The following is a 19,023-nucleotide window of genomic DNA, read 5'->3' on the forward strand; positions in this document are numbered from 1 at the left end:
GGCCCCGGTCGCGTAGTCTCACCAAGAAGCCAAAGACCGCTGGTCGTCGCCGGGTCCTCGTCAAGGGGAAACGGTGACCGAAGGATCCGTCGAGAACGGGCGACCTGCGCAGGTGACTGTGGAAAGCTCCCGGATTCATCCGGTCGAGCTACGCCCTGGCGCCTGCGCCGGGGCGTTTCGTCTTTCCCGGCCCCTTCTGAGCGGTCCTCATCACCCGGAAGGAGGCCGACGCTCATGGCAAGGCCCGACAAGGCTGCCGCGGTAGCCGAGCTGACGGACCAGTTCCGCAGCTCGAACGCCGCCGTGCTGACCGAGTACCGGGGTCTCACCGTGGCACAGCTCAAGGAGCTGCGCCGTTCGCTCGGTGAGAACGCCCAGTACGCCGTGGTGAAGAACACGCTGACCAAGATTGCGGCCAACGAGGCCGGGATCGACACGCTGGACGACCTGTTCTCGGGTCCGACGGCGGTTGCCTTCGTCACCGGTGACCCGGTGGAGTCGGCGAAGGGTCTTCGTGACTTCGCCAAGGACAACCCCAACCTCATCATCAAGGGCGGTGTCCTTGACGGTAAGGCGCTGTCCGCCGATGAGTTCAAGAAGCTCGCGGACCTCGAGTCCCGCGAGGTTCTGCTCGCCAAGCTGGCCGGCGCCATGAAGGGCAAGCAGACTCAGGCTGCGCAGCTCTTCCAGGCTCTGCCGTCGAAGTTCGTCCGCACCGCGGAAGCGCTTCGCGCCAAGAAGGCCGAGCAGGGCGGTGCCGACACGTCGGCTCCCGCCGAGGCCGAGGTGGCGGAGTAACCCTCCGCCCTCACGGCTCGCAGCGGGCCCGTACGCCCGCCTACATATACATCCGGCACCCCCTGCCGAATTAGTGGAAGGACGCCATCATGGCGAAGCTCAGCCAGGAAGACCTGCTCGCTCAGTTCGAGGAGCTCACCCTCATCGAGCTCTCCGAGTTCGTTAAGGCCTTCGAGGAGAAGTTCGACGTCACCGCCGCCGCGGCCGTCGCCGTCGCCGCCCCGGGTGCCCCCGGTGCCGCCGCCGAGGCCGAGGCCGAGCAGGACGAGTTCGACGTCATCCTCACGGGTGCCGGCGAGAAGAAGATCCAGGTCATCAAGGTCGTGCGTGAGCTGACCTCGCTGGGCCTGAAGGAGGCCAAGGACCTCGTCGACGGCACCCCGAAGCCGGTCCTCGAGAAGGTCGCCAAGGAGGCCGCCGACAAGGCTGCCGAGTCCCTCAAGGCCGCCGGCGCTTCCGTCGAGGTCAAGTGACCCTGGGAGTCATCTGACTCCTCTGGACCGTCCCTGCCGCGAGGCGGGGATGTCACATCGCAAAGGGCGATCACCCATCCGGGTGATCGCCCTTTGGCGTGCCCCAGGAGCCTGCCTTGATCTTCCGCGCACGACGAGTAGGGTGATCTTTCGCCGTGCGTTTCTCCGGGGCGCCCACGGGCGTCAACCGGCGTCCTCCGGACGCAGGTGAAGATCGCCGGGCGTCCGCCGGGCCCCTCGGGGCCTTGACGAACCGCACGCGGCGCGCAATTCTCAGGACGCGTCGTCATCTCGATCCGCATCCGAGGCATGGATCGAGAGCGAAGAGGGCAGTAAAGAAGAGCGCACACCGCGCGAGGGCTATTCATAGGTGTTGAGAACAGCTGTTGAGAGCAACGTGGGTCTCTGAGAACCCCGACTGGACATCAGTGTGCCGCTTGGCTACACTGACCCTTTGCGCTGCCTGTTAGCTGCCTCCTGCCCGTCACCAGGGGCATGCCCACGCCTAGCACCGATGACCGGATATTCCCTGACCTTGGGATTCCTGTCTCTGTGTGCGGCTTGGGGCCGGTACGCGCGTAGTGAGTCCGAGCCCTCGGAAGGACCCCCTCTTGGCCGCCTCGCGCAACGCCTCGACCTCGAATACGAACAACGGTGCCAGCACCGCCCCGCTGCGCATCTCTTTTGCAAAGATCAAGGAGCCCCTCGAGGTTCCGAACCTCCTCGCGCTGCAGACCGAGAGCTTTGACTGGCTCCTCGGCAACGCCGCCTGGAAGGCTCGCGTCGAGGCTGCTCTGGACAGCGGACAAGACGTCCCCACCAAGTCCGGCCTGGAGGAAATCTTCGAGGAGATCTCCCCGATCGAGGACTTCTCCGGGTCGATGTCGCTCACCTTCCGCGACCACCGCTTCGAGCCCCCGAAGAACTCGATCGACGAGTGCAAGGAGCGCGACTTCACGTTCGCCGCGCCGCTCTTCGTCACGGCCGAGTTCACCAACAACGAGACCGGCGAGATCAAGTCCCAGACGGTCTTCATGGGCGACTTCCCGCTCATGACCAACAAGGGCACCTTCGTCATCAACGGCACCGAGCGTGTCGTCGTGTCGCAGCTCGTGCGCTCGCCGGGTGTCTACTTCGACTCCTCCATCGACAAGACGTCCGACAAGGACATCTTCTCCGCCAAGATCATCCCTTCCCGGGGTGCCTGGCTGGAGATGGAGATCGACAAGCGCGACATGGTCGGTGTCCGCATCGACCGCAAGCGCAAGCAGTCCGTCACCGTCCTCCTGAAGGCTCTCGGCTGGACCACCGAGCAGATCCTCGAGGAGTTCGGCGAGTACGAGTCGATGCGCGCCACCCTGGAGAAGGACCACACGCAGGGCCAGGACGACGCGCTGCTCGACATCTACCGCAAGCTGCGTCCCGGCGAGCCGCCCACGCGTGAGGCCGCTCAGACGCTGCTCGAGAACCTCTACTTCAACCCGAAGCGCTACGACCTCGCGAAGGTCGGCCGCTACAAGGTGAACAAGAAGCTCGGCGCCGACGAGCCGCTCGACGCGGGTGTCCTCACCAGCGACGACATCATCGCCACCATCAAGTACCTGGTGAAGCTGCACGCCGGCGAGACCGAGACGGTCGGCGAGTCCGGCCGCTCGATCATGGTCGAGACCGACGACATCGACCACTTCGGCAACCGCCGTATCCGTAACGTCGGTGAGCTGATCCAGAACCAGGTCCGTACGGGTCTCGCCCGTATGGAGCGTGTCGTGCGTGAGCGCATGACCACCCAGGACGTCGAGGCGATCACGCCGCAGACCCTGATCAACATCCGGCCGGTCGTCGCCTCCATCAAGGAGTTCTTCGGCACCAGCCAGCTGTCCCAGTTCATGGACCAGAACAACCCGCTGTCGGGGCTGACGCACAAGCGTCGTCTGAACGCCCTCGGCCCGGGTGGTCTCTCCCGTGAGCGGGCCGGCTTCGAGGTCCGTGACGTTCACCCGTCGCACTACGGCCGCATGTGCCCGATCGAGACGCCCGAAGGCCCGAACATCGGTCTGATCGGCTCGCTGGCCTCCTACGGGCGCATCAACCCGTTCGGCTTCATCGAGACGCCGTACCGCAAGGTCGTCGAGGGCGTCGTCACCGACGACGTCGACTACCTGACGGCCGACGAAGAGGACCGCTTCGTGATCGCCCAGGCGAACGCGACGCTCTCCGACGACATGCGCTTCACCGAGGCCCGTGTGCTGGTCCGCCGTCGTGGCGGCGAGATCGACTACATCCCCGGCGACGACGTCGACTACATGGACGTCTCGCCGCGCCAGATGGTGTCGGTCGCCACCGCGATGATCCCGTTCCTCGAGCACGACGACGCCAACCGTGCCCTCATGGGCGCGAACATGATGCGTCAGGCCGTCCCGCTCATCAAGAGCGAGGCGCCGCTGGTCGGCACGGGCATGGAGTACCGCTGTGCCACCGACGCCGGTGACGTCCTCAAGGCGGAGAAGGCGGGTGTGGTCCAGGAGGTCTCCGCGGACTACATCACCGTGACGAACGACGACGGCACGTACACCACGTACCGCATCTCGAAGTTCTCGCGCTCCAACCAGGGCACCTCGGTCAACCAGAAGGTCGTCGTCTCCGAGGGCGACCGCGTCATCGAGAGCCAGGTCCTCGCCGACGGCCCCGCCACCGAGAACGGTGAGATGGCGCTCGGCAAGAACCTCCTCGTGGCGTTCATGCCCTGGGAGGGTCACAACTACGAGGACGCGATCATCCTGTCGCAGCGCCTCGTGCAGGACGACGTCCTCTCCTCGATCCACATCGAGGAGCACGAGGTCGACGCCCGTGACACCAAGCTCGGCCCGGAGGAGATCACCCGGGACATCCCGAACGTCTCCGAGGAGGTCCTCGCCGACCTCGACGAGCGCGGCATCATCCGTATCGGTGCCGAGGTCGTCGCCGGCGACATCCTCGTCGGCAAGGTCACGCCCAAGGGTGAGACCGAGCTGACCCCCGAGGAGCGCCTGCTCCGCGCGATCTTCGGTGAGAAGGCGCGCGAGGTGCGCGACACCTCGCTGAAGGTGCCGCACGGTGAGATCGGCAAGGTCATCGGCGTCCGCGTCTTCGACCGCGAAGAGGGCGACGAGCTGCCGCCGGGCGTGAACCAGCTGGTCCGCGTCTACGTCGCGCAGAAGCGCAAGATCACCGATGGTGACAAGCTCGCCGGCCGTCACGGCAACAAGGGCGTCATCTCGAAGATCCTCCCGATCGAGGACATGCCGTTCCTGGAGGACGGCACCCCGGTCGACATCATCCTCAACCCGCTGGGTGTCCCGTCCCGAATGAACCCGGGACAGGTCCTGGAGATCCACCTCGGCTGGCTCGCCAGCCGCGGCTGGGACGTCTCCGGCCTCGGTGACGAGTGGGCACAGCGCCTGCAGGCCATCGGCGCCGACCAGGTCGCCCCCGGCACCAACGTCGCCACGCCCGTCTTCGACGGTGCGCGCGAGGACGAGATCTCCGGTCTCTTCGGAGCCACGATCCCGAACCGCGACGGCGACCGCCTGGTGCAGCCCTCCGGCAAGGCCCAGCTGTTCGACGGCCGCTCCGGCGAGCCGTTCCCGGACCCGGTCTCGGTCGGGTTCATGTACATCCTCAAGCTGCACCACCTGGTCGACGACAAGCTCCACGCCCGTTCGACCGGCCCGTACTCCATGATCACGCAGCAGCCGCTGGGTGGTAAGGCGCAGTTCGGTGGGCAGCGATTCGGTGAGATGGAGGTGTGGGCCCTTGAGGCTTACGGCGCCGCATACGCCCTCCAGGAACTGCTGACGATCAAGTCCGACGACGTGACCGGCCGCGTGAAGGTCTACGAGGCGATCGTCAAGGGCGAGAACATCCCCGAGCCCGGCATCCCCGAGTCCTTCAAGGTGCTCATCAAGGAGATGCAGTCGCTCTGCCTCAACGTGGAGGTGCTGTCCTCGGACGGCATGTCCATCGAGATGCGCGACACGGACGAGGACGTCTTCCGCGCGGCGGAGGAGCTCGGTATCGACCTGTCCCGGCGCGAGCCGAGCAGCGTCGAAGAGGTCTGACGGGTTGTCCGGCCGGATCCCCGTGATCCGGCCGGCTCTCCCCGGACCCGTTCAGACCATTGCTGAAGTGCCCCGATTTCTCGCGTGAAGCGAGGGGGCTCGAACCCCCGAAAGAGGGATTGACGACAAGTGCTCGACGTCAACTTCTTCGACGAGCTGCGGATCGGCCTTGCCACCGCGGACGACATCCGGACCTGGTCCCACGGCGAAGTGAAGAAGCCGGAGACCATCAACTACCGCACGCTCAAGCCCGAAAAGGACGGACTCTTCTGCGAGAAGATCTTCGGTCCGACCCGGGACTGGGAGTGCTACTGCGGCAAGTACAAGCGTGTCCGCTTCAAGGGCATCATCTGTGAGCGCTGTGGCGTAGAGGTCACGCGCGCCAAGGTGCGCCGTGAGCGCATGGGTCACATCGAGCTTGCCGCTCCCGTCACCCACATCTGGTACTTCAAGGGCGTCCCGTCGCGTCTGGGCTACCTGCTGGACCTCGCGCCGAAGGACCTCGAGAAGGTCATCTACTTCGCCGCGTACATGATCACGTTCGTCGACGAGGAGCGCCGCACGCGTGACCTCCCGTCGCTGGAGGCGCACGTCTCCGTCGAGCGTCAGCAGGTCGAGAACCGCCGCGACTCGGACCTCGAGAACCGCGCCAAGAAGCTCGAGACCGACCTGGCCGAGCTCGAGGCCGAGGGCGCCAAGGCCGACGTACGCCGCAAGGTGCGCGAAGGTGCCGAGCGTGAGATGAAGCAGCTGCGTGACCGTGCGCAGCGCGAGATCGACCGTCTCGACGAGGTGTGGAGCCGCTTCAAGAACCTCAAGGTCCAGGACCTCGAGGGCGACGAGCTGCTCTACCGCGAGCTGCGTGACCGCTTCGGCACGTACTTCGACGGCTGCATGGGCGCCGCCGCCCTGCAGAAGCGCCTGGAGTCCTTCGACCTCGACGAGGAGGCCGAGCGCCTCCGCGAGATCATCCGTACCGGCAAGGGCCAGAAGAAGACCCGTGCGCTCAAGCGCCTCAAGGTCGTCTCCGCGTTCCTGCAGACCAGCAACAAGCCCAAGGGCATGGTGCTCGACTGCGTGCCGGTCATCCCGCCGGACCTGCGTCCGATGGTGCAGCTGGACGGTGGCCGCTTCGCGACCTCCGACCTGAACGACCTGTACCGCCGTGTGATCAACCGCAACAACCGCCTGAAGCGGCTTCTCGACCTCGGCGCGCCCGAGATCATCGTGAACAACGAGAAGCGCATGCTCCAGGAGGCCGTGGACGCCCTCTTCGACAACGGTCGTCGTGGTCGCCCGGTCACCGGTCCCGGTAACCGCCCCCTGAAGTCCCTCAGCGACATGCTGAAGGGCAAGCAGGGCCGTTTCCGTCAGAACCTCCTCGGCAAGCGCGTGGACTACTCCGCGCGTTCCGTGATCGTCGTCGGTCCGCAGCTCAAGCTGCACCAGTGCGGTCTGCCGAAGGCGATGGCGCTGGAGCTCTTCAAGCCGTTCGTGATGAAGCGCCTGGTGGACCTGAACCACGCGCAGAACATCAAGTCGGCCAAGCGCATGGTCGAGCGTGGCCGCACCGTCGTGTACGACGTCCTCGAAGAGGTCATCGCCGAGCACCCGGTGCTGCTGAACCGTGCGCCCACCCTGCACCGCCTCGGCATCCAGGCCTTCGAGCCGCAGCTGGTCGAGGGCAAGGCCATCCAGATCCACCCGCTCGTCTGCACCGCGTTCAACGCGGACTTCGACGGTGACCAGATGGCCGTGCACCTGCCGCTCTCCGCGGAGGCGCAGGCCGAGGCCCGCATCCTGATGCTGTCCTCGAACAACATCCTGAAGCCGGCCGACGGCCGTCCCGTCACCATGCCGACCCAGGACATGGTGCTGGGCCTCTTCTTCCTCACCACGGACGAAGAGGGCCGCAACGTCAAGGGCACCGACCGCTCCTTCGGCTCCACGGCCGAGGCGATCATGGCCTTCGACGCCCGCGAGCTCTCGCTCCAGGCGAAGGTCGACATCCGCTTCCCGGTCGGCACCATGCCGCCGCGTGGCTGGGTGCCGCCGGTCGCCGAGGAGGGCGAGCCCGAGTACCAGCCGGGTGACACCTTCCGCCTGCGTACGAGCCTGGGCCGCGCGCTCTTCAACGAGCTGCTGCCCGAGGACTACCCGTTCGTCGACTACTCGGTGGGCAAGAAGCAGCTCTCCGAGATCGTCAACGACCTGGCCGAGCGCTACCCCAAGGTCATCGTGGCGGCGACGCTCGACAACCTGAAGGCGGCCGGTTTCCACTGGGCGACCCGCTCCGGTGTGACCGTGGCCATCTCCGACGTCGTCGTGCCCGAGGCCAAGAAGGCCATCGTCAAGGGCTACGAGGAGCAGGACGAGAAGGTCCAGAAGCAGTACGAGCGCGGTCTCATCACCAAGGACGAGCGCACGCAGGAGCTCATCGCGATCTGGACCAAGGCGACCAACGAGGTTGCCGAGGCGATGAACGCGAACTTCCCGAAGACGAACCCCATCTTCATGATGGTCGACTCGGGTGCCCGAGGAAACATGATGCAGATGCGTCAGATCGCGGGTATGCGTGGTCTGGTGTCGAACGCCAAGAACGAGACGATTCCCCGTCCCATCAAGGCGTCCTTCCGTGAGGGCCTCACCGTTCTGGAGTACTTCATCTCCACGCACGGTGCCCGTAAGGGTCTGGCGGACACCGCCCTGCGTACCGCCGACTCGGGTTACCTGACCCGTCGTCTGGTGGACGTCTCGCAGGACGTGATCATCCGCGAGGAGGACTGTGGCACCGACCGCGGCCTCAAGCTGAAGATCGCCGTCAAGGGCGCCGACGGCGTGCTCCGCAAGACGGAGGACGTCGAGACGTCGGTCTACGCCCGCATGCTCGCCGAGGACGTCGTCGTCGACGGCAAGGTCATCGCGCCTGCCAACGTCGACCTCGGTGACGTCCTGATCGACGCCCTGGTGGGCGCCGGCGTCGAGGAGGTCAAGACCCGCTCGGTCCTGACCTGTGAGTCCGCGGTCGGCACCTGTGCCTTCTGCTACGGACGCTCGCTCGCCACCGGCAAGCTGGTCGACATCGGTGAGGCGGTCGGCATCATCGCCGCCCAGTCCATCGGTGAGCCCGGTACCCAGCTGACGATGCGTACCTTCCACACCGGTGGTGTGGCCGGTGACGACATCACGCAGGGTCTGCCCCGTGTCGTCGAGCTCTTCGAGGCGCGTACCCCCAAGGGTGTCGCCCCGATCTCGGAGGCCAAGGGCCGGGTCCGTATCGAGGAGACCGAGAAGACCAAGAAGCTCGTCGTCACCCCGGACGACGGCAGCGAGGAGACGGCGTTCCCGATCTCCAAGCGTGCCCGTCTCCTGGTCGGCGAGGGCGACGCGGTCGAGGTGGGCCAGAAGCTCACCGTCGGTGCCACCAACCCGCACGACGTGCTGCGGATCCTCGGTCAGCGCGCGGTCCAGGTCCACCTGGTCGGCGAGGTCCAGAAGGTCTACAACTCGCAGGGTGTGTCGATCCACGACAAGCACATCGAGATCATCATCCGGCAGATGCTCCGCCGTGTGACGATCATCGAGTCCGGCGACGCGGAACTGCTGCCGGGCGAGCTCGTCGAGCGCTCGAAGTTCGAGACCGAGAACCGTCGTGTGGTCACCGAGGGCGGTCACCCCGCCTCCGGCCGTCCGCAGCTGATGGGTATCACCAAGGCCTCGCTCGCCACCGAGTCGTGGCTGTCGGCGGCGTCCTTCCAGGAGACGACCAGGGTTCTGACCGACGCGGCGATCAACGCCAAGTCGGACTCCCTGATCGGCCTCAAGGAGAACGTCATCATCGGTAAGCTCATCCCGGCCGGTACGGGTCTGTCCCGCTACCGCAACATCCGGGTCGAGCCGACCGAGGAAGCCAAGGCCGCGATGTACTCGGCCGTCGGCTACGACGACATCGACTACTCGCCGTTCGGCACGGGCTCCGGCCAGGCCGTTCCGCTGGAGGACTACGACTACGGTCCGTACAACCAGTAGAAGTGAGTGAGAAGGGCGGCCATCCCGTTACGACGGGGTGGCCGCCCTTCTGCGTGCCCGGTGCCGGCCGTCGTGAGAGCGTCGTGAGGTCGGTCACCCGGGGTGACCGCACGCGGAGGGCGGCCGGAGGGGCATATGCCGCGTTGCGGGCCCGGCGGGAGTCGTTCATGCTGGTCAGCGGTGCTGTGCGGGCCGTGGGGCGGCCGCCGGGGGCGGGCGGCGTATCCGGTGGCGCCGCGCTACGGGGGAGAGGGGCCGGGGGTGGACGGCATTTGTTTTGACCCAGGTCCGTGAGGTAGGTACGCTCAAGCCTTGTGCCTGGGGTGTGCCTGGGCTCGGGTGCGTGTCCTCAACCGCATGGCGAGTCCGTAAGTGGCCACCGCAATCTGTGTTCCTTCTGCTGTACGGCAGGGGCCTGCAGTATTCGACACACCCGACCGCGTGGGTCGGCGAGTGTTCCAGGTTAGTTTCACGAACGGCACACAGAAACCGGAGAAGTAGTGCCTACGATCCAGCAGCTGGTCCGGAAGGGCCGGCAGGACAAGGTCGAGAAGAACAAGACGCCCGCGCTCGAGGGTTCGCCCCAGCGTCGTGGTGTCTGCACGCGTGTGTTCACGACCACCCCGAAGAAGCCGAACTCGGCGCTCCGTAAGGTCGCGCGTGTGCGTCTGACCTCCGGTATCGAGGTCACGGCCTACATCCCGGGTGAGGGACACAACCTGCAGGAGCACTCCATCGTGCTCGTGCGTGGTGGCCGTGTGAAGGACCTGCCGGGTGTTCGTTACAAGATCATCCGCGGTTCGCTCGACACCCAGGGTGTCAAGAACCGCAAGCAGGCCCGCAGCCGCTACGGCGCCAAGAAGGAGAAGTAAGAATGCCTCGTAAGGGCCCCGCCCCGAAGCGCCCGGTCATCATCGACCCGGTCTACAGCTCTCCTCTTGTCACCTCGCTGATCAACAAGATCCTCCTCGACGGCAAGCGTTCCACCGCCGAGCGGATCGTGTACGGCGCCATGGAAGGCCTCCGCGAGAAGACCGGCGCTGACCCGGTCATCACGCTGAAGCGCGCGCTTGAGAACGTCAAGCCCTCGCTCGAGGTCAAGTCCCGCCGTGTCGGTGGCGCCACCTACCAGGTGCCGATCGAGGTCAAGCCCGGCCGCGCCGCCACCCTCGCTCTCCGCTGGGTCGTCGGTTACTCCCGCGCCCGCCGCGAGAAGACCATGACCGAGCGCCTCATGAACGAACTGCTCGACGCCTCCAACGGTCTTGGCGCTGCCGTCAAGAAGCGCGAGGACACCCACAAGATGGCCGAGTCCAACAAGGCCTTCGCGCACTACCGCTGGTAGTCGCTTTCCCCATCGAGACCGAGAGAAGATTGAGCCTTATGGCCACCACTTCGCTTGACCTGGCCAAGGTCCGCAACATCGGGATCATGGCCCACATCGACGCGGGCAAGACGACCACCACTGAGCGGATCCTCTTCTACACCGGCGTTTCGTACAAGATCGGTGAAGTCCACGACGGCGCAGCCACGATGGACTGGATGGAGCAGGAGCAGGAGCGCGGCATCACGATCACGTCCGCCGCGACGACCTGTCACTGGCCGCTCAACGATGTTGACCACACCATCAACATCATCGACACCCCCGGTCACGTCGACTTCACCGTCGAGGTGGAGCGTTCGCTCCGCGTCCTCGACGGTGCCGTCACCGTGTTCGACGGTGTGGCCGGCGTCGAGCCCCAGTCCGAGACTGTCTGGCGTCAGGCGGACCGCTACGGCGTGCCGCGTATCTGCTTCGTCAACAAGCTCGACCGTACGGGTGCCGAGTTCCACCGCTGCGTCGACATGATCGTGGACCGCCTCGGTGCGGTTCCGCTGGTCATGCAGCTCCCCATCGGTGCCGAAGCCGACTTCAAGGGCGTCGTCGACCTCGTGTCGATGAAGGCCTTCGTGTGGTCGGAAGAGGCCGCCAAGGGCGAGATGTACGACACCGTCGAGATCCCGGACACCCACAAGGAGGCCGCCGAGGAATGGCGCGGCAAGCTCCTTGAGGCCGTCTCGGAGAACGACGACCAGATGATGGAGCTGTACCTCGAGGGCGTCGAGCCCACCGAGGAGCAGCTGCACGAGGCGATCCGTCGGATCACCCTCGCGTCGAAGGGCTCGGCCGACTCCGTCACCGTGACCCCCGTCTTCTGTGGCACGGCGTTCAAGAACAAGGGCGTCCAGCCCCTGCTCGACGCGGTCGTCCGCTACCTGCCTTCCCCCCTGGACGTCGAGGCCATCGAAGGCCACGACGTCAAGGACCCGGAGCTGGTCGTCAAGCGCAAGCCTTCGGACGACGAGCCGTTCTCCGGCCTGGCGTTCAAGATCGCGAGCGACCCGCACCTCGGTAAGCTCACCTTCGTCCGGATCTACTCCGGTCGCCTCGAGGCCGGCACCGCGGTGCTGAACTCGGTCAAGGGCAAGAAGGAGCGCATCGGCAAGATCTACCGCATGCACGCGAACAAGCGTGAGGAGATCGCGTCGGTGGGCGCCGGTGACATCGTCGCCGTCATGGGCCTGAAGCAGACCACCACGGGTGAGACGCTGTCCGACGACAAGCACCCGGTGATCCTGGAGTCCATGGACTTCCCGGCGCCGGTCATCCAGGTCGCCATCGAGCCCAAGTCCAAGGGTGACCAGGAGAAGCTGGGTGTCGCCATCCAGCGGCTCTCGGAGGAGGACCCCTCCTTCCAGGTGCACTCCGACGAGGAGACCGGCCAGACCATCATCGGTGGTATGGGCGAGCTTCACCTCGAGGTGCTCGTCGACCGCATGAAGCGCGAGTTCCGCGTCGAGGCGAACGTCGGCAAGCCCCAGGTCGCTTACCGCGAGACGATCCGCAAGACCGTCGAGCGCATCGACTACACGCACAAGAAGCAGACTGGTGGTACCGGCCAGTTCGCGAAGGTGCAGATCGCCCTCGAGCCCATCGAGGGTGGCGACGCCTCCTACGAGTTCGTCAACAAGGTCACCGGTGGCCGCATCCCCCGTGAGTACATTCCCTCGGTGGACGCGGGTGCCCAGGAAGCCATGCAGTTCGGCATCCTGGCCGGTTACGAGATGGTCGGCGTCCGCGTCACCCTTCTCGACGGTGGTTACCACGAGGTCGACTCCTCGGAGCTCGCCTTCAAGATCGCCGGTTCGCAGGCGTTCAAGGAGGGTGCCCGCAAGGCGTCCCCCGTGCTCCTCGAGCCGATGATGGCCGTCGAGGTCACCACGCCCGAGGACTACATGGGCGATGTCATCGGCGACCTCAACTCCCGCCGTGGCCAGATCCAGGCCATGGAGGAGCGCAGCGGCGCTCGCGTCGTGAAGGGCCTCGTGCCCCTCTCGGAGATGTTCGGCTACGTCGGAGACCTCCGCAGCAAGACCTCGGGTCGCGCAAGCTACTCGATGCAGTTCGACTCCTACGCCGAGGTTCCGCGGAACGTCGCCGAGGAGATCATCGCGAAGGCCAAGGGCGAGTAACTCTTCCGAGCTCACGCTTTAGGCTTGTCACCGGAGCCCGGTCGGGCATTCGTCGCACCGCGTAAGCAGCGTGGCGAATGCCCCCGGCACCGGCATTCCAGCAAAGATCACCTGGCGCCGATGAAGCAAGGCGTACAGAACCACTCAGGAGGACCCCAGTGGCGAAGGCAAAGTTCGAGCGGACTAAGCCGCACGTCAACATCGGCACCATCGGTCACATCGACCACGGTAAGACGACCCTCACGGCCGCCATTACCAAGGTGCTGCACGACGCGTACCCGGACCTGAACGAGGCCTCGGCCTTCGACCAGATCGACAAGGCTCCTGAGGAGCGTCAGCGCGGTATCACGATCTCGATCGCGCACGTCGAGTACCAGACGGAGTCGCGTCACTACGCGCACGTCGACTGCCCGGGTCACGCCGACTACATCAAGAACATGATCACGGGTGCGGCGCAGATGGACGGCGCCATCCTCGTGGTCGCGGCCACCGACGGCCCGATGCCGCAGACCAAGGAGCACGTGCTCCTGGCCCGCCAGGTAGGCGTGCCGTACATCGTCGTCGCGCTGAACAAGGCCGACATGGTGGACGACGAGGAGATCCTGGAGCTCGTCGAGCTCGAGGTTCGTGAGCTCCTCTCCGAGTACGAGTTCCCGGGCGACGACGTTCCGGTCGTCAAGGTCTCGGCGCTCAAGGCGCTCGAGGGCGACAAGGAGTGGGGTGAGTCCGTCCTCAACCTGATGAAGGCTGTCGACGAGTCCATCCCGCAGCCCGAGCGTGACGTCGAGAAGCCGTTCCTCATGCCGATCGAGGACGTCTTCACGATCACCGGTCGCGGTACGGTCGTCACCGGCCGCATCGAGCGTGGTGTCCTGAAGGTCAACGAGACCGTCGACATCGTCGGTATCAAGACCGAGAAGACCACCACCACGGTCACCGGCATCGAGATGTTCCGCAAGCTGCTCGACGAGGGCCAGGCCGGTGAGAACGTCGGTCTGCTCCTCCGTGGCATCAAGCGCGAGGACGTCGAGCGCGGCCAGGTCATCATCAAGCCGGGTTCGGTCACGCCGCACACCGAGTTCCAGGCCCAGGCCTACATCCTGTCGAAGGACGAGGGTGGCCGTCACACCCCCTTCTTCAACAACTACCGCCCGCAGTTCTACTTCCGTACCACGGACGTGACGGGCGTTGTGACCCTTCCCGAGGGCACCGAGATGGTCATGCCGGGTGACAACACCCTCATGGACGTCGCGCTGATCCAGCCGGTCGCCATGGAAGAGGGCCTGAAGTTCGCCATCCGTGAGGGTGGCCGGACCGTGGGCGCCGGCCAGGTCACCAAGATCCTCAAGTAAGTCCTTGAGCGTCTGACCTGGTTGCTCCGCACAGAGCACCGAGAGGGGCCCCGGCCCACCGCGCGAGCGGTGGGCCGGGGCCCCTCTTCTGTGTGCCCTCAGGGGTTACGGGCGCCACGACCAGGGAAGCGCGTCCGTCCCCAGACCCACCACGACCGGGCGTCCCTCGTCGCCGGGGCGGAGCGCGGCCCCGTCCAGCGCCACGGGCCCCTGCGACCGTACGGAGTGCCGTGTGGCCGTACGGAGCTGGAGCAGGCCCTCGGTGGTGCGGCCGAGCAGCGCGGGGCCGGCGGCGGCCAGTTCGCCGTACCCGTCGAAGTTCGCGAGGGGCGTCGCCGCGCCGGCCCGTACGGCCGTCGTGCCGGCCCGCGCCTGGCCCCGGTAGAACAGGTCCACCGTGCCGTCGGCCGCGGGGAGCGCGGCTGGCGCGTCACCCGGTACGGGGCCGGCGTCGATCTGCGTACGGGCGGTCAGGCCGGTGCCCGGTGCGTCCTGGGTCCAGTGGTGCACCGCGTGGTGTCCCGCCGCGTACACATGGACCCGTCCGGCGCCGTCCACCACGGCGCTCAGGCCGTCCTGGACCTCTCCGCCGCCCAGGTCACGCCAGCCGCCCCAGGTCCGGTCCGCCTCCCGTACCCGGGTGCTGAGCCCCTTCTCCGCGTTGCGCACGAAGAGGTGGACGCGGCCGTCCGGCGCGGTGACGGCGACGGGGACGCCGATGCGGCGGCCCTCGTCCCGGCCGGGCGAGGGGGTGCCGAGACCGCGCCAGGCGCGGAAGCCGCCGCCCGGGGTCTTCTGCTCCAGCAGCACGATCTCGCGCTCGTTGTCGGCGCCGTGGCCGCCGAGCGCGGCGAAGCGCAGCCCGAACAGGAGCAGCCGGCCGTCGCCCGTGGTGGCCGAACCCAGGGCCGGGGCGAGCGGGCCGCCGCCGAGGTCGTCCGGAGGCCCCCACACCCCGTCGGTGCCGGGAGTCTCGTGCCACCGGACCAGGCGGAGCCCGGACACGGCGTACGCGGCGAGCCGCCCGCCGGGTCCGTCGGCGACGACGGTACGGGGGCCGGGGTAGCGGTGGCGGGTGGAGCGGACCCAGCCCTTCCTGTTGGTCAGCGGCCGGTCGCCGCCCACGTTGTAGTCGCCGCACCCCGCCGGGTTGCCGCACTCCCAGTCGGGCGAGCCGCCGTAGGGGACGAGGGCCGCGGCCTTCTCGTCGAGCACGCCGGGCGGCAGGTTCTTCGGCCAGTGCCGGTTGTAGTACCCGCGGAACGAGGTGACGGCGAAGCCCGGTATCCGGCCGCCGTCCCCGCTGCTCCGGGCGACCCAGCGGATCATCGCCGCCCAGGCGAAGCAGGCCGCGGCGGTGTGGTCGGCGTGGTCGGAGTACCCCTGCTGCTCACTGTCCGCGCGTCGGACCGCCTCGGTGCTGTGCTGGATGTCCGGGTCCGGGTCCAGGGTGTGCACGACGGTGGGCCGGAAGCGCTCCAGCAGTCCGGCGAGGACGTCGATCAGTCCGTCGTACGTGTACGAGCCGGCGCGGCGCAGCGGTGAGCCGTCGGCCACCACGGTGCGCAGCACGAGCCGCCGGTCCTGCCAGAGGCTGGGCAGCCCGAGCCGGTGCCGGCCGGTGTGCATGGCCGTGTTCAGGAAGACCAGCTCGACCTGGCGGGTACCGGCGGTCAGGGTGTTGACCTCGGCCCGGTGTCCGTCACCGAGGTCGGCCACCGAGATCTCCCAGGGGGTGAACTTCTCCAGCCCGAGCAGGGTCGCGTACGCCTGCCGCAGGCCCTGGTGGCGGGACGATGAGTACGCGGCCCTGTCCGGCGCGGGGCGGGCGCGGCCGGGGATCTTGTTGACGCCGTCGGCCTCGCCGGCCGTGAGGTACACGCAGACCAGCGGGGTCCCGGCGTCGAGCGCGCGCCGGGTGTCCGGGTTCATGAAGTACAGGTCGTCGTCGGGGTGGGCGAGGATCTGCATGAGCAGTGCCCGCCGCCCGGTGCTGATGGGCCGGCCGGGTGCGGGGTCCGGGGCGGGGTCCGTACGCCGGGGCGCCGGGACCGAGCAGGCGGTGAGGGCCGCACCCGCGGCGGCCATGGTGATGACGGCGCGTCTTCGCACACCGTTTCCGGGCAGGGCAGATCCATCCGTCACGCCACGCACTCCGTCCACGTCCCCCCGCAGCGGACGGGCGGGTGCCCAGAGCTGCGTGCTGTCGGTCAGCGCAGGTCAGGACTGTGCGCCCGCTCCTGCGGGGGGATAGACGGAGATCGGGGCGGCGAGGTTGCCTGTTCCGCTCGCCGTGGGGGCGGCACGCGTCCGTCACATGATCGTCACGGTTTCCTCCGCACTCTTGTCCGGACCCGGCCGGGCCGACTGGATGGATGCGTCAGAGCTGTGTGGGGGAGTGGAACAGAACAGTGAGCACCGACACGCCACCGGGCGGATCGCCCGAACGTCCGGACCCGGAAGGGCCCGTCTCCGACGAGCAGTGGGCGGAGCTCGTCCGGCGGGCCGAGAGCGGCGGGGCCGACGCGCCCAAGGAGCCGTCGGCCCGCGCGCGGATGGTCACCGCGCGTCTGCGCGCGCTCGACGAGGAGGCCGCGCGGGCCCGGGGCAGGGGGCGGCCCTGGGGCAGGAAGCAGGCCGAGCCGTGGCAGCCCGAGGGCTGGCGCACCGGTCCGGACCCGCGGTACGCGCACGGCCGCTCCCGGAAGCGGAAGGTCGCCGCGGTCCTGGGCTTCCTGGTGGTCCTGGGGGCCCTCGTCGTCACCATGCGGCCGAGCCTGGTGACCGGGCACCTCCCCGGCGGGGACGACGACGGGTCCGGCCAGGACCTGCCGACCCTGGCGCGGCCCTTCCAGGGCTCGCCCGCGCTCGACTGGGCGGACGGGGCGGCGGGCATCGAGCTCCCCGCCGCCACCGCGGCCGGCGGGCTGAGCGAGGGCGAGGTCGACCAGGCGCTGCGGGCGACCCGGCAGCTGCTCATCGCCGCCAACCTGGACCCGGCCACCCTGCGGGGAGGGAAGCCCGCCACGGCGCTGGAGCTCCTCGATCCGTTGCAGGAGGGGGAGCCCGACCGGCTGGAGCGGGCACTCGCCGAGCCCTCCGAGGAGCAGGACCCGCTGATGATGTTCAGCCGGTTCGACCCGGCCGAGACCCAGCTCGTGGGGGAGGTCGTCAAGACGCGCGGGGAGATGACCTTCGAGGCGGGCGCCCCCGGATCCGTCGAGGTGCACGCCGACTTCACCTTCGTCTACCCGCTGGTGAGGCCGGGAGGGGACGAGGTGGCCCGCACGATCGTGCGGCGGCAGCTGACGACGGTGCTGCACGACCCGAAGCGGTTCCGGGCGACGCGGGGCAAGCTCTCCGTCCTCTCCTCGGACCAGAACTTCGGCAACACCGCCTGCGAGGCGTACGACGGTTTCCTGCACCCGTCCTTCCCGAGCGACACCCCGGCCCCCGGCCCCCACGGGGACGAGGTCGACCCCTACGACCGCGGGGCGATGCAGCCCGACGGCGCCTGCGGCACGCTCAGCCGCAGCTGACCCGGGGCACCCGCACCATGAAGACGTCCACCGGGTCCTCCCGCTCCAGGACGAACCCGTGGCGCTCGTACAGCCTGCGGGCCGCGCTGCCCTGGAGGACGTTCAGGCGGACCGTCGCGCCGTCGGTGTCCGTACGGGCGAGGAGGGCGGCCAGGACGCCGGTGCCTATGCCTCGGCCCTGGACCTCCGGGGCGAGGTAGAAGTGCTCCAGCCACCAGCAGTCCTCGGAGGGGCGCAGGGCCACGCACCCGGCGAAGGCCCCGTCCACCTCCACGACCGTGGTGTGCCCGGGGGTCCAGGCGTCGCGCAGACGCTGCCGGACGCGGTGCTCGTCGTACCGGCCGAGGCGCTCCAGGTCGGGGCGCATGACGACGGCCCTGACGGCGGCGGCGGGTTCGAGGTCCTCGGGGGTGGCGGGGCGCAGGGTCCAGCTCGCGCGGGTGGTGCTCGTGCTCATGGGCCGGATTCAACCAGCTCGCCGCACCGCCAAGGTGCCCCGGAAGGGCTCCCGCGTTTGACCGGTCCCTCACAGGGGGTAAGATCCCCGGCCCGATTGGCCAGGCCACCGAGCCGTGTGGCACACTAGCCAGGTTGCTCGGTTGAGTGTCAATGCTGCGCGCCTCCCGCCGGGAGGACCGGAAGCGAGTCCCACAGTACTCGTCGACCCCCAGGGTCGGACGTACGGGAATCTTCCGGGAAGTGTCAGTGGGGCGCTGACCAGGCACCCGGTGGGGTTTCGTCCCCGGCAGCGCGGTTTCGGCCCGCACCCCCTTGGTTGGGAAATCCTTCGGGAGATCTTCGTAGAGGGGATGCGACACGCCCGACCGCGTGGGTCGGAGGCGGAGTTAAGAGAACTCCCGGGTTCCAGAGCGTTATTGAGAGACAGGACTACTAGTAGCCATGGCGGGACAGAAGATCCGCATCCGGCTCAAGGCCTACGACCACGAGGTCATCGACTCCTCGGCGAAGAAGATCGTCGAGACGGTGACGCGCACTGGTGCGTCGGTCGCGGGCCCGGTGCCGCTGCCCACTGAGAAGAACGTGTACTGCGTCATCAAGTCGCCGCACAAGTACAAGGACTCTCGCGAGCACTTCGAGATGCGCACGCACAAGCGCCTCATCGACATTCTCGACCCCACGCCGAAGACGGTTGACTCGCTGATGCGCCTCGACCTGCCGGCAGGCGTCGACATCGAGATCAAGCTCTGAGGGGACGGGCCGA

Annotated in this window: 12 protein-coding genes; 10 read left to right on the top strand and 2 right to left on the bottom strand. The window is 67.7% G+C overall.

All coding sequences use genetic code 11. The features are described from left to right. Positions 1 to 234: 234 nt before the first annotated feature. From rplJ to tuf, 8 genes are all read left to right on the top strand, one after another. Positions 235 to 798 carry a 50S ribosomal protein L10 gene (gene rplJ / locus JKV81_RS34000; RefSeq protein WP_099173858.1) on the top strand — a complete coding sequence of 188 codons (564 nt, stop codon included), beginning with the start codon at positions 235 to 237 and terminating at the stop codon, positions 796 to 798. 89 nt (positions 799 to 887) lie between these two features. After that, positions 888 to 1,271, top strand: a complete 384-nt coding sequence (rplL, locus tag JKV81_RS34005) for a 50S ribosomal protein L7/L12 (protein ID WP_124274235.1) — start codon at positions 888 to 890, stop codon at positions 1,269 to 1,271. Positions 1,272 to 1,882: 611 nt separating this feature from the next. Then, positions 1,883 to 5,368: a DNA-directed RNA polymerase subunit beta gene (gene rpoB, locus JKV81_RS34010; RefSeq protein ID WP_099173856.1), complete on the top strand. Its 3,486-nt coding sequence runs from the start codon at positions 1,883 to 1,885 to the stop codon at positions 5,366 to 5,368. A 129-nt stretch (positions 5,369 to 5,497) separates the two neighbouring features. After that, positions 5,498 to 9,397: a DNA-directed RNA polymerase subunit beta' gene (locus JKV81_RS34015; RefSeq protein ID WP_099173855.1), complete on the top strand. Its 3,900-nt coding sequence runs from the start codon at positions 5,498 to 5,500 to the stop codon at positions 9,395 to 9,397. Between the two features lie 500 nt (positions 9,398 to 9,897). Beyond that, positions 9,898 to 10,269, top strand: coding sequence for a 30S ribosomal protein S12 (rpsL, locus tag JKV81_RS34020; protein WP_003948652.1), 372 nt, complete (start codon positions 9,898 to 9,900; stop codon positions 10,267 to 10,269). A gap of 2 nt (positions 10,270 to 10,271) precedes the next feature. Next, positions 10,272 to 10,742 (top strand): 30S ribosomal protein S7, encoded by a 471-nt coding sequence (gene rpsG, locus JKV81_RS34025; RefSeq protein WP_018101248.1) that lies wholly within the window; start codon positions 10,272 to 10,274, stop codon positions 10,740 to 10,742. Between the two features lie 38 nt (positions 10,743 to 10,780). Further along, a complete protein-coding gene (gene fusA, locus JKV81_RS34030) occupies positions 10,781 to 12,910 on the top strand; it encodes an elongation factor G (RefSeq protein WP_104788291.1) in 2,130 nt (709 codons plus the stop codon). 158 nt (positions 12,911 to 13,068) lie between these two features. Further along, a complete protein-coding gene (gene tuf, locus JKV81_RS34035) occupies positions 13,069 to 14,262 on the top strand; it encodes an elongation factor Tu (RefSeq protein ID WP_099173853.1) in 1,194 nt (397 codons plus the stop codon). Between the two features lie 105 nt (positions 14,263 to 14,367). Here the strand turns inward: tuf and JKV81_RS34040 are convergent, their stop codons facing one another. Next, positions 14,368 to 16,350: a PIG-L family deacetylase gene (locus tag JKV81_RS34040; protein ID WP_129267096.1), complete on the bottom strand. Its 1,983-nt coding sequence runs from the start codon at positions 16,348 to 16,350 to the stop codon at positions 14,368 to 14,370. Positions 16,351 to 16,673: 323 nt separating this feature from the next. Here JKV81_RS34040 and JKV81_RS34045 point away from each other — a divergent pair, with 323 nt between their 5' ends. Further along, positions 16,674 to 17,801 (top strand): hypothetical protein, encoded by a 1,128-nt coding sequence (locus JKV81_RS34045; RefSeq protein WP_202079475.1) that lies wholly within the window; start codon positions 16,674 to 16,676, stop codon positions 17,799 to 17,801. On the opposite strand, the gene JKV81_RS34050 is transcribed toward JKV81_RS34045, so the two are convergent. Then, the gene (locus JKV81_RS34050) at positions 17,788 to 18,258 is read right to left on the bottom strand and encodes a GNAT family N-acetyltransferase (RefSeq protein WP_202079477.1); all 471 of its coding nucleotides are present in this window, start codon (positions 18,256 to 18,258) and stop codon (positions 17,788 to 17,790) included. The genes JKV81_RS34045 and JKV81_RS34050 overlap by 14 nt on opposite strands. Positions 18,259 to 18,701: 443 nt before the next feature. On the opposite strand from JKV81_RS34050, the gene rpsJ reads away from it, so the two are divergent. After that, positions 18,702 to 19,010, top strand: coding sequence for a 30S ribosomal protein S10 (gene rpsJ / locus JKV81_RS34055; RefSeq protein WP_003948644.1), 309 nt, complete (start codon positions 18,702 to 18,704; stop codon positions 19,008 to 19,010). The last annotated feature ends 13 nt before the right edge of the window (positions 19,011 to 19,023 follow it).

This window comes from Streptomyces silvae, assembly GCF_016745505.1.
GTDB lineage: Bacteria > Actinomycetota > Actinomycetes > Streptomycetales > Streptomycetaceae > Streptomyces > Streptomyces silvae.

What these genes read in the sequence shown, in the direction of transcription:
- rplL (WP_124274235.1), top strand. Translation starts at nt 888, where the DNA reads ATGGCGAAGCTCAGCCAGGAAGACCTGCTCGCTCAGTTCGAGGAGCTC.
- fusA (WP_104788291.1), top strand. Translation starts at nt 10,781, where the DNA reads ATGGCCACCACTTCGCTTGACCTGGCCAAGGTCCGCAACATCGGGATC.
- rpsJ (WP_003948644.1), top strand. Translation starts at nt 18,702, where the DNA reads ATGGCGGGACAGAAGATCCGCATCCGGCTCAAGGCCTACGACCACGAG.
- JKV81_RS34040 (WP_129267096.1), bottom strand. Translation starts at nt 16,350, where the DNA reads ATGGCCGCCGCGGGTGCGGCCCTCACCGCCTGCTCGGTCCCGGCGCCC.
- rplJ (WP_099173858.1), top strand. Translation starts at nt 235, where the DNA reads ATGGCAAGGCCCGACAAGGCTGCCGCGGTAGCCGAGCTGACGGACCAG.
- JKV81_RS34050 (WP_202079477.1), bottom strand. Translation starts at nt 18,258, where the DNA reads ATGAGCACGAGCACCACCCGCGCGAGCTGGACCCTGCGCCCCGCCACC.
- rpsG (WP_018101248.1), top strand. Translation starts at nt 10,272, where the DNA reads ATGCCTCGTAAGGGCCCCGCCCCGAAGCGCCCGGTCATCATCGACCCG.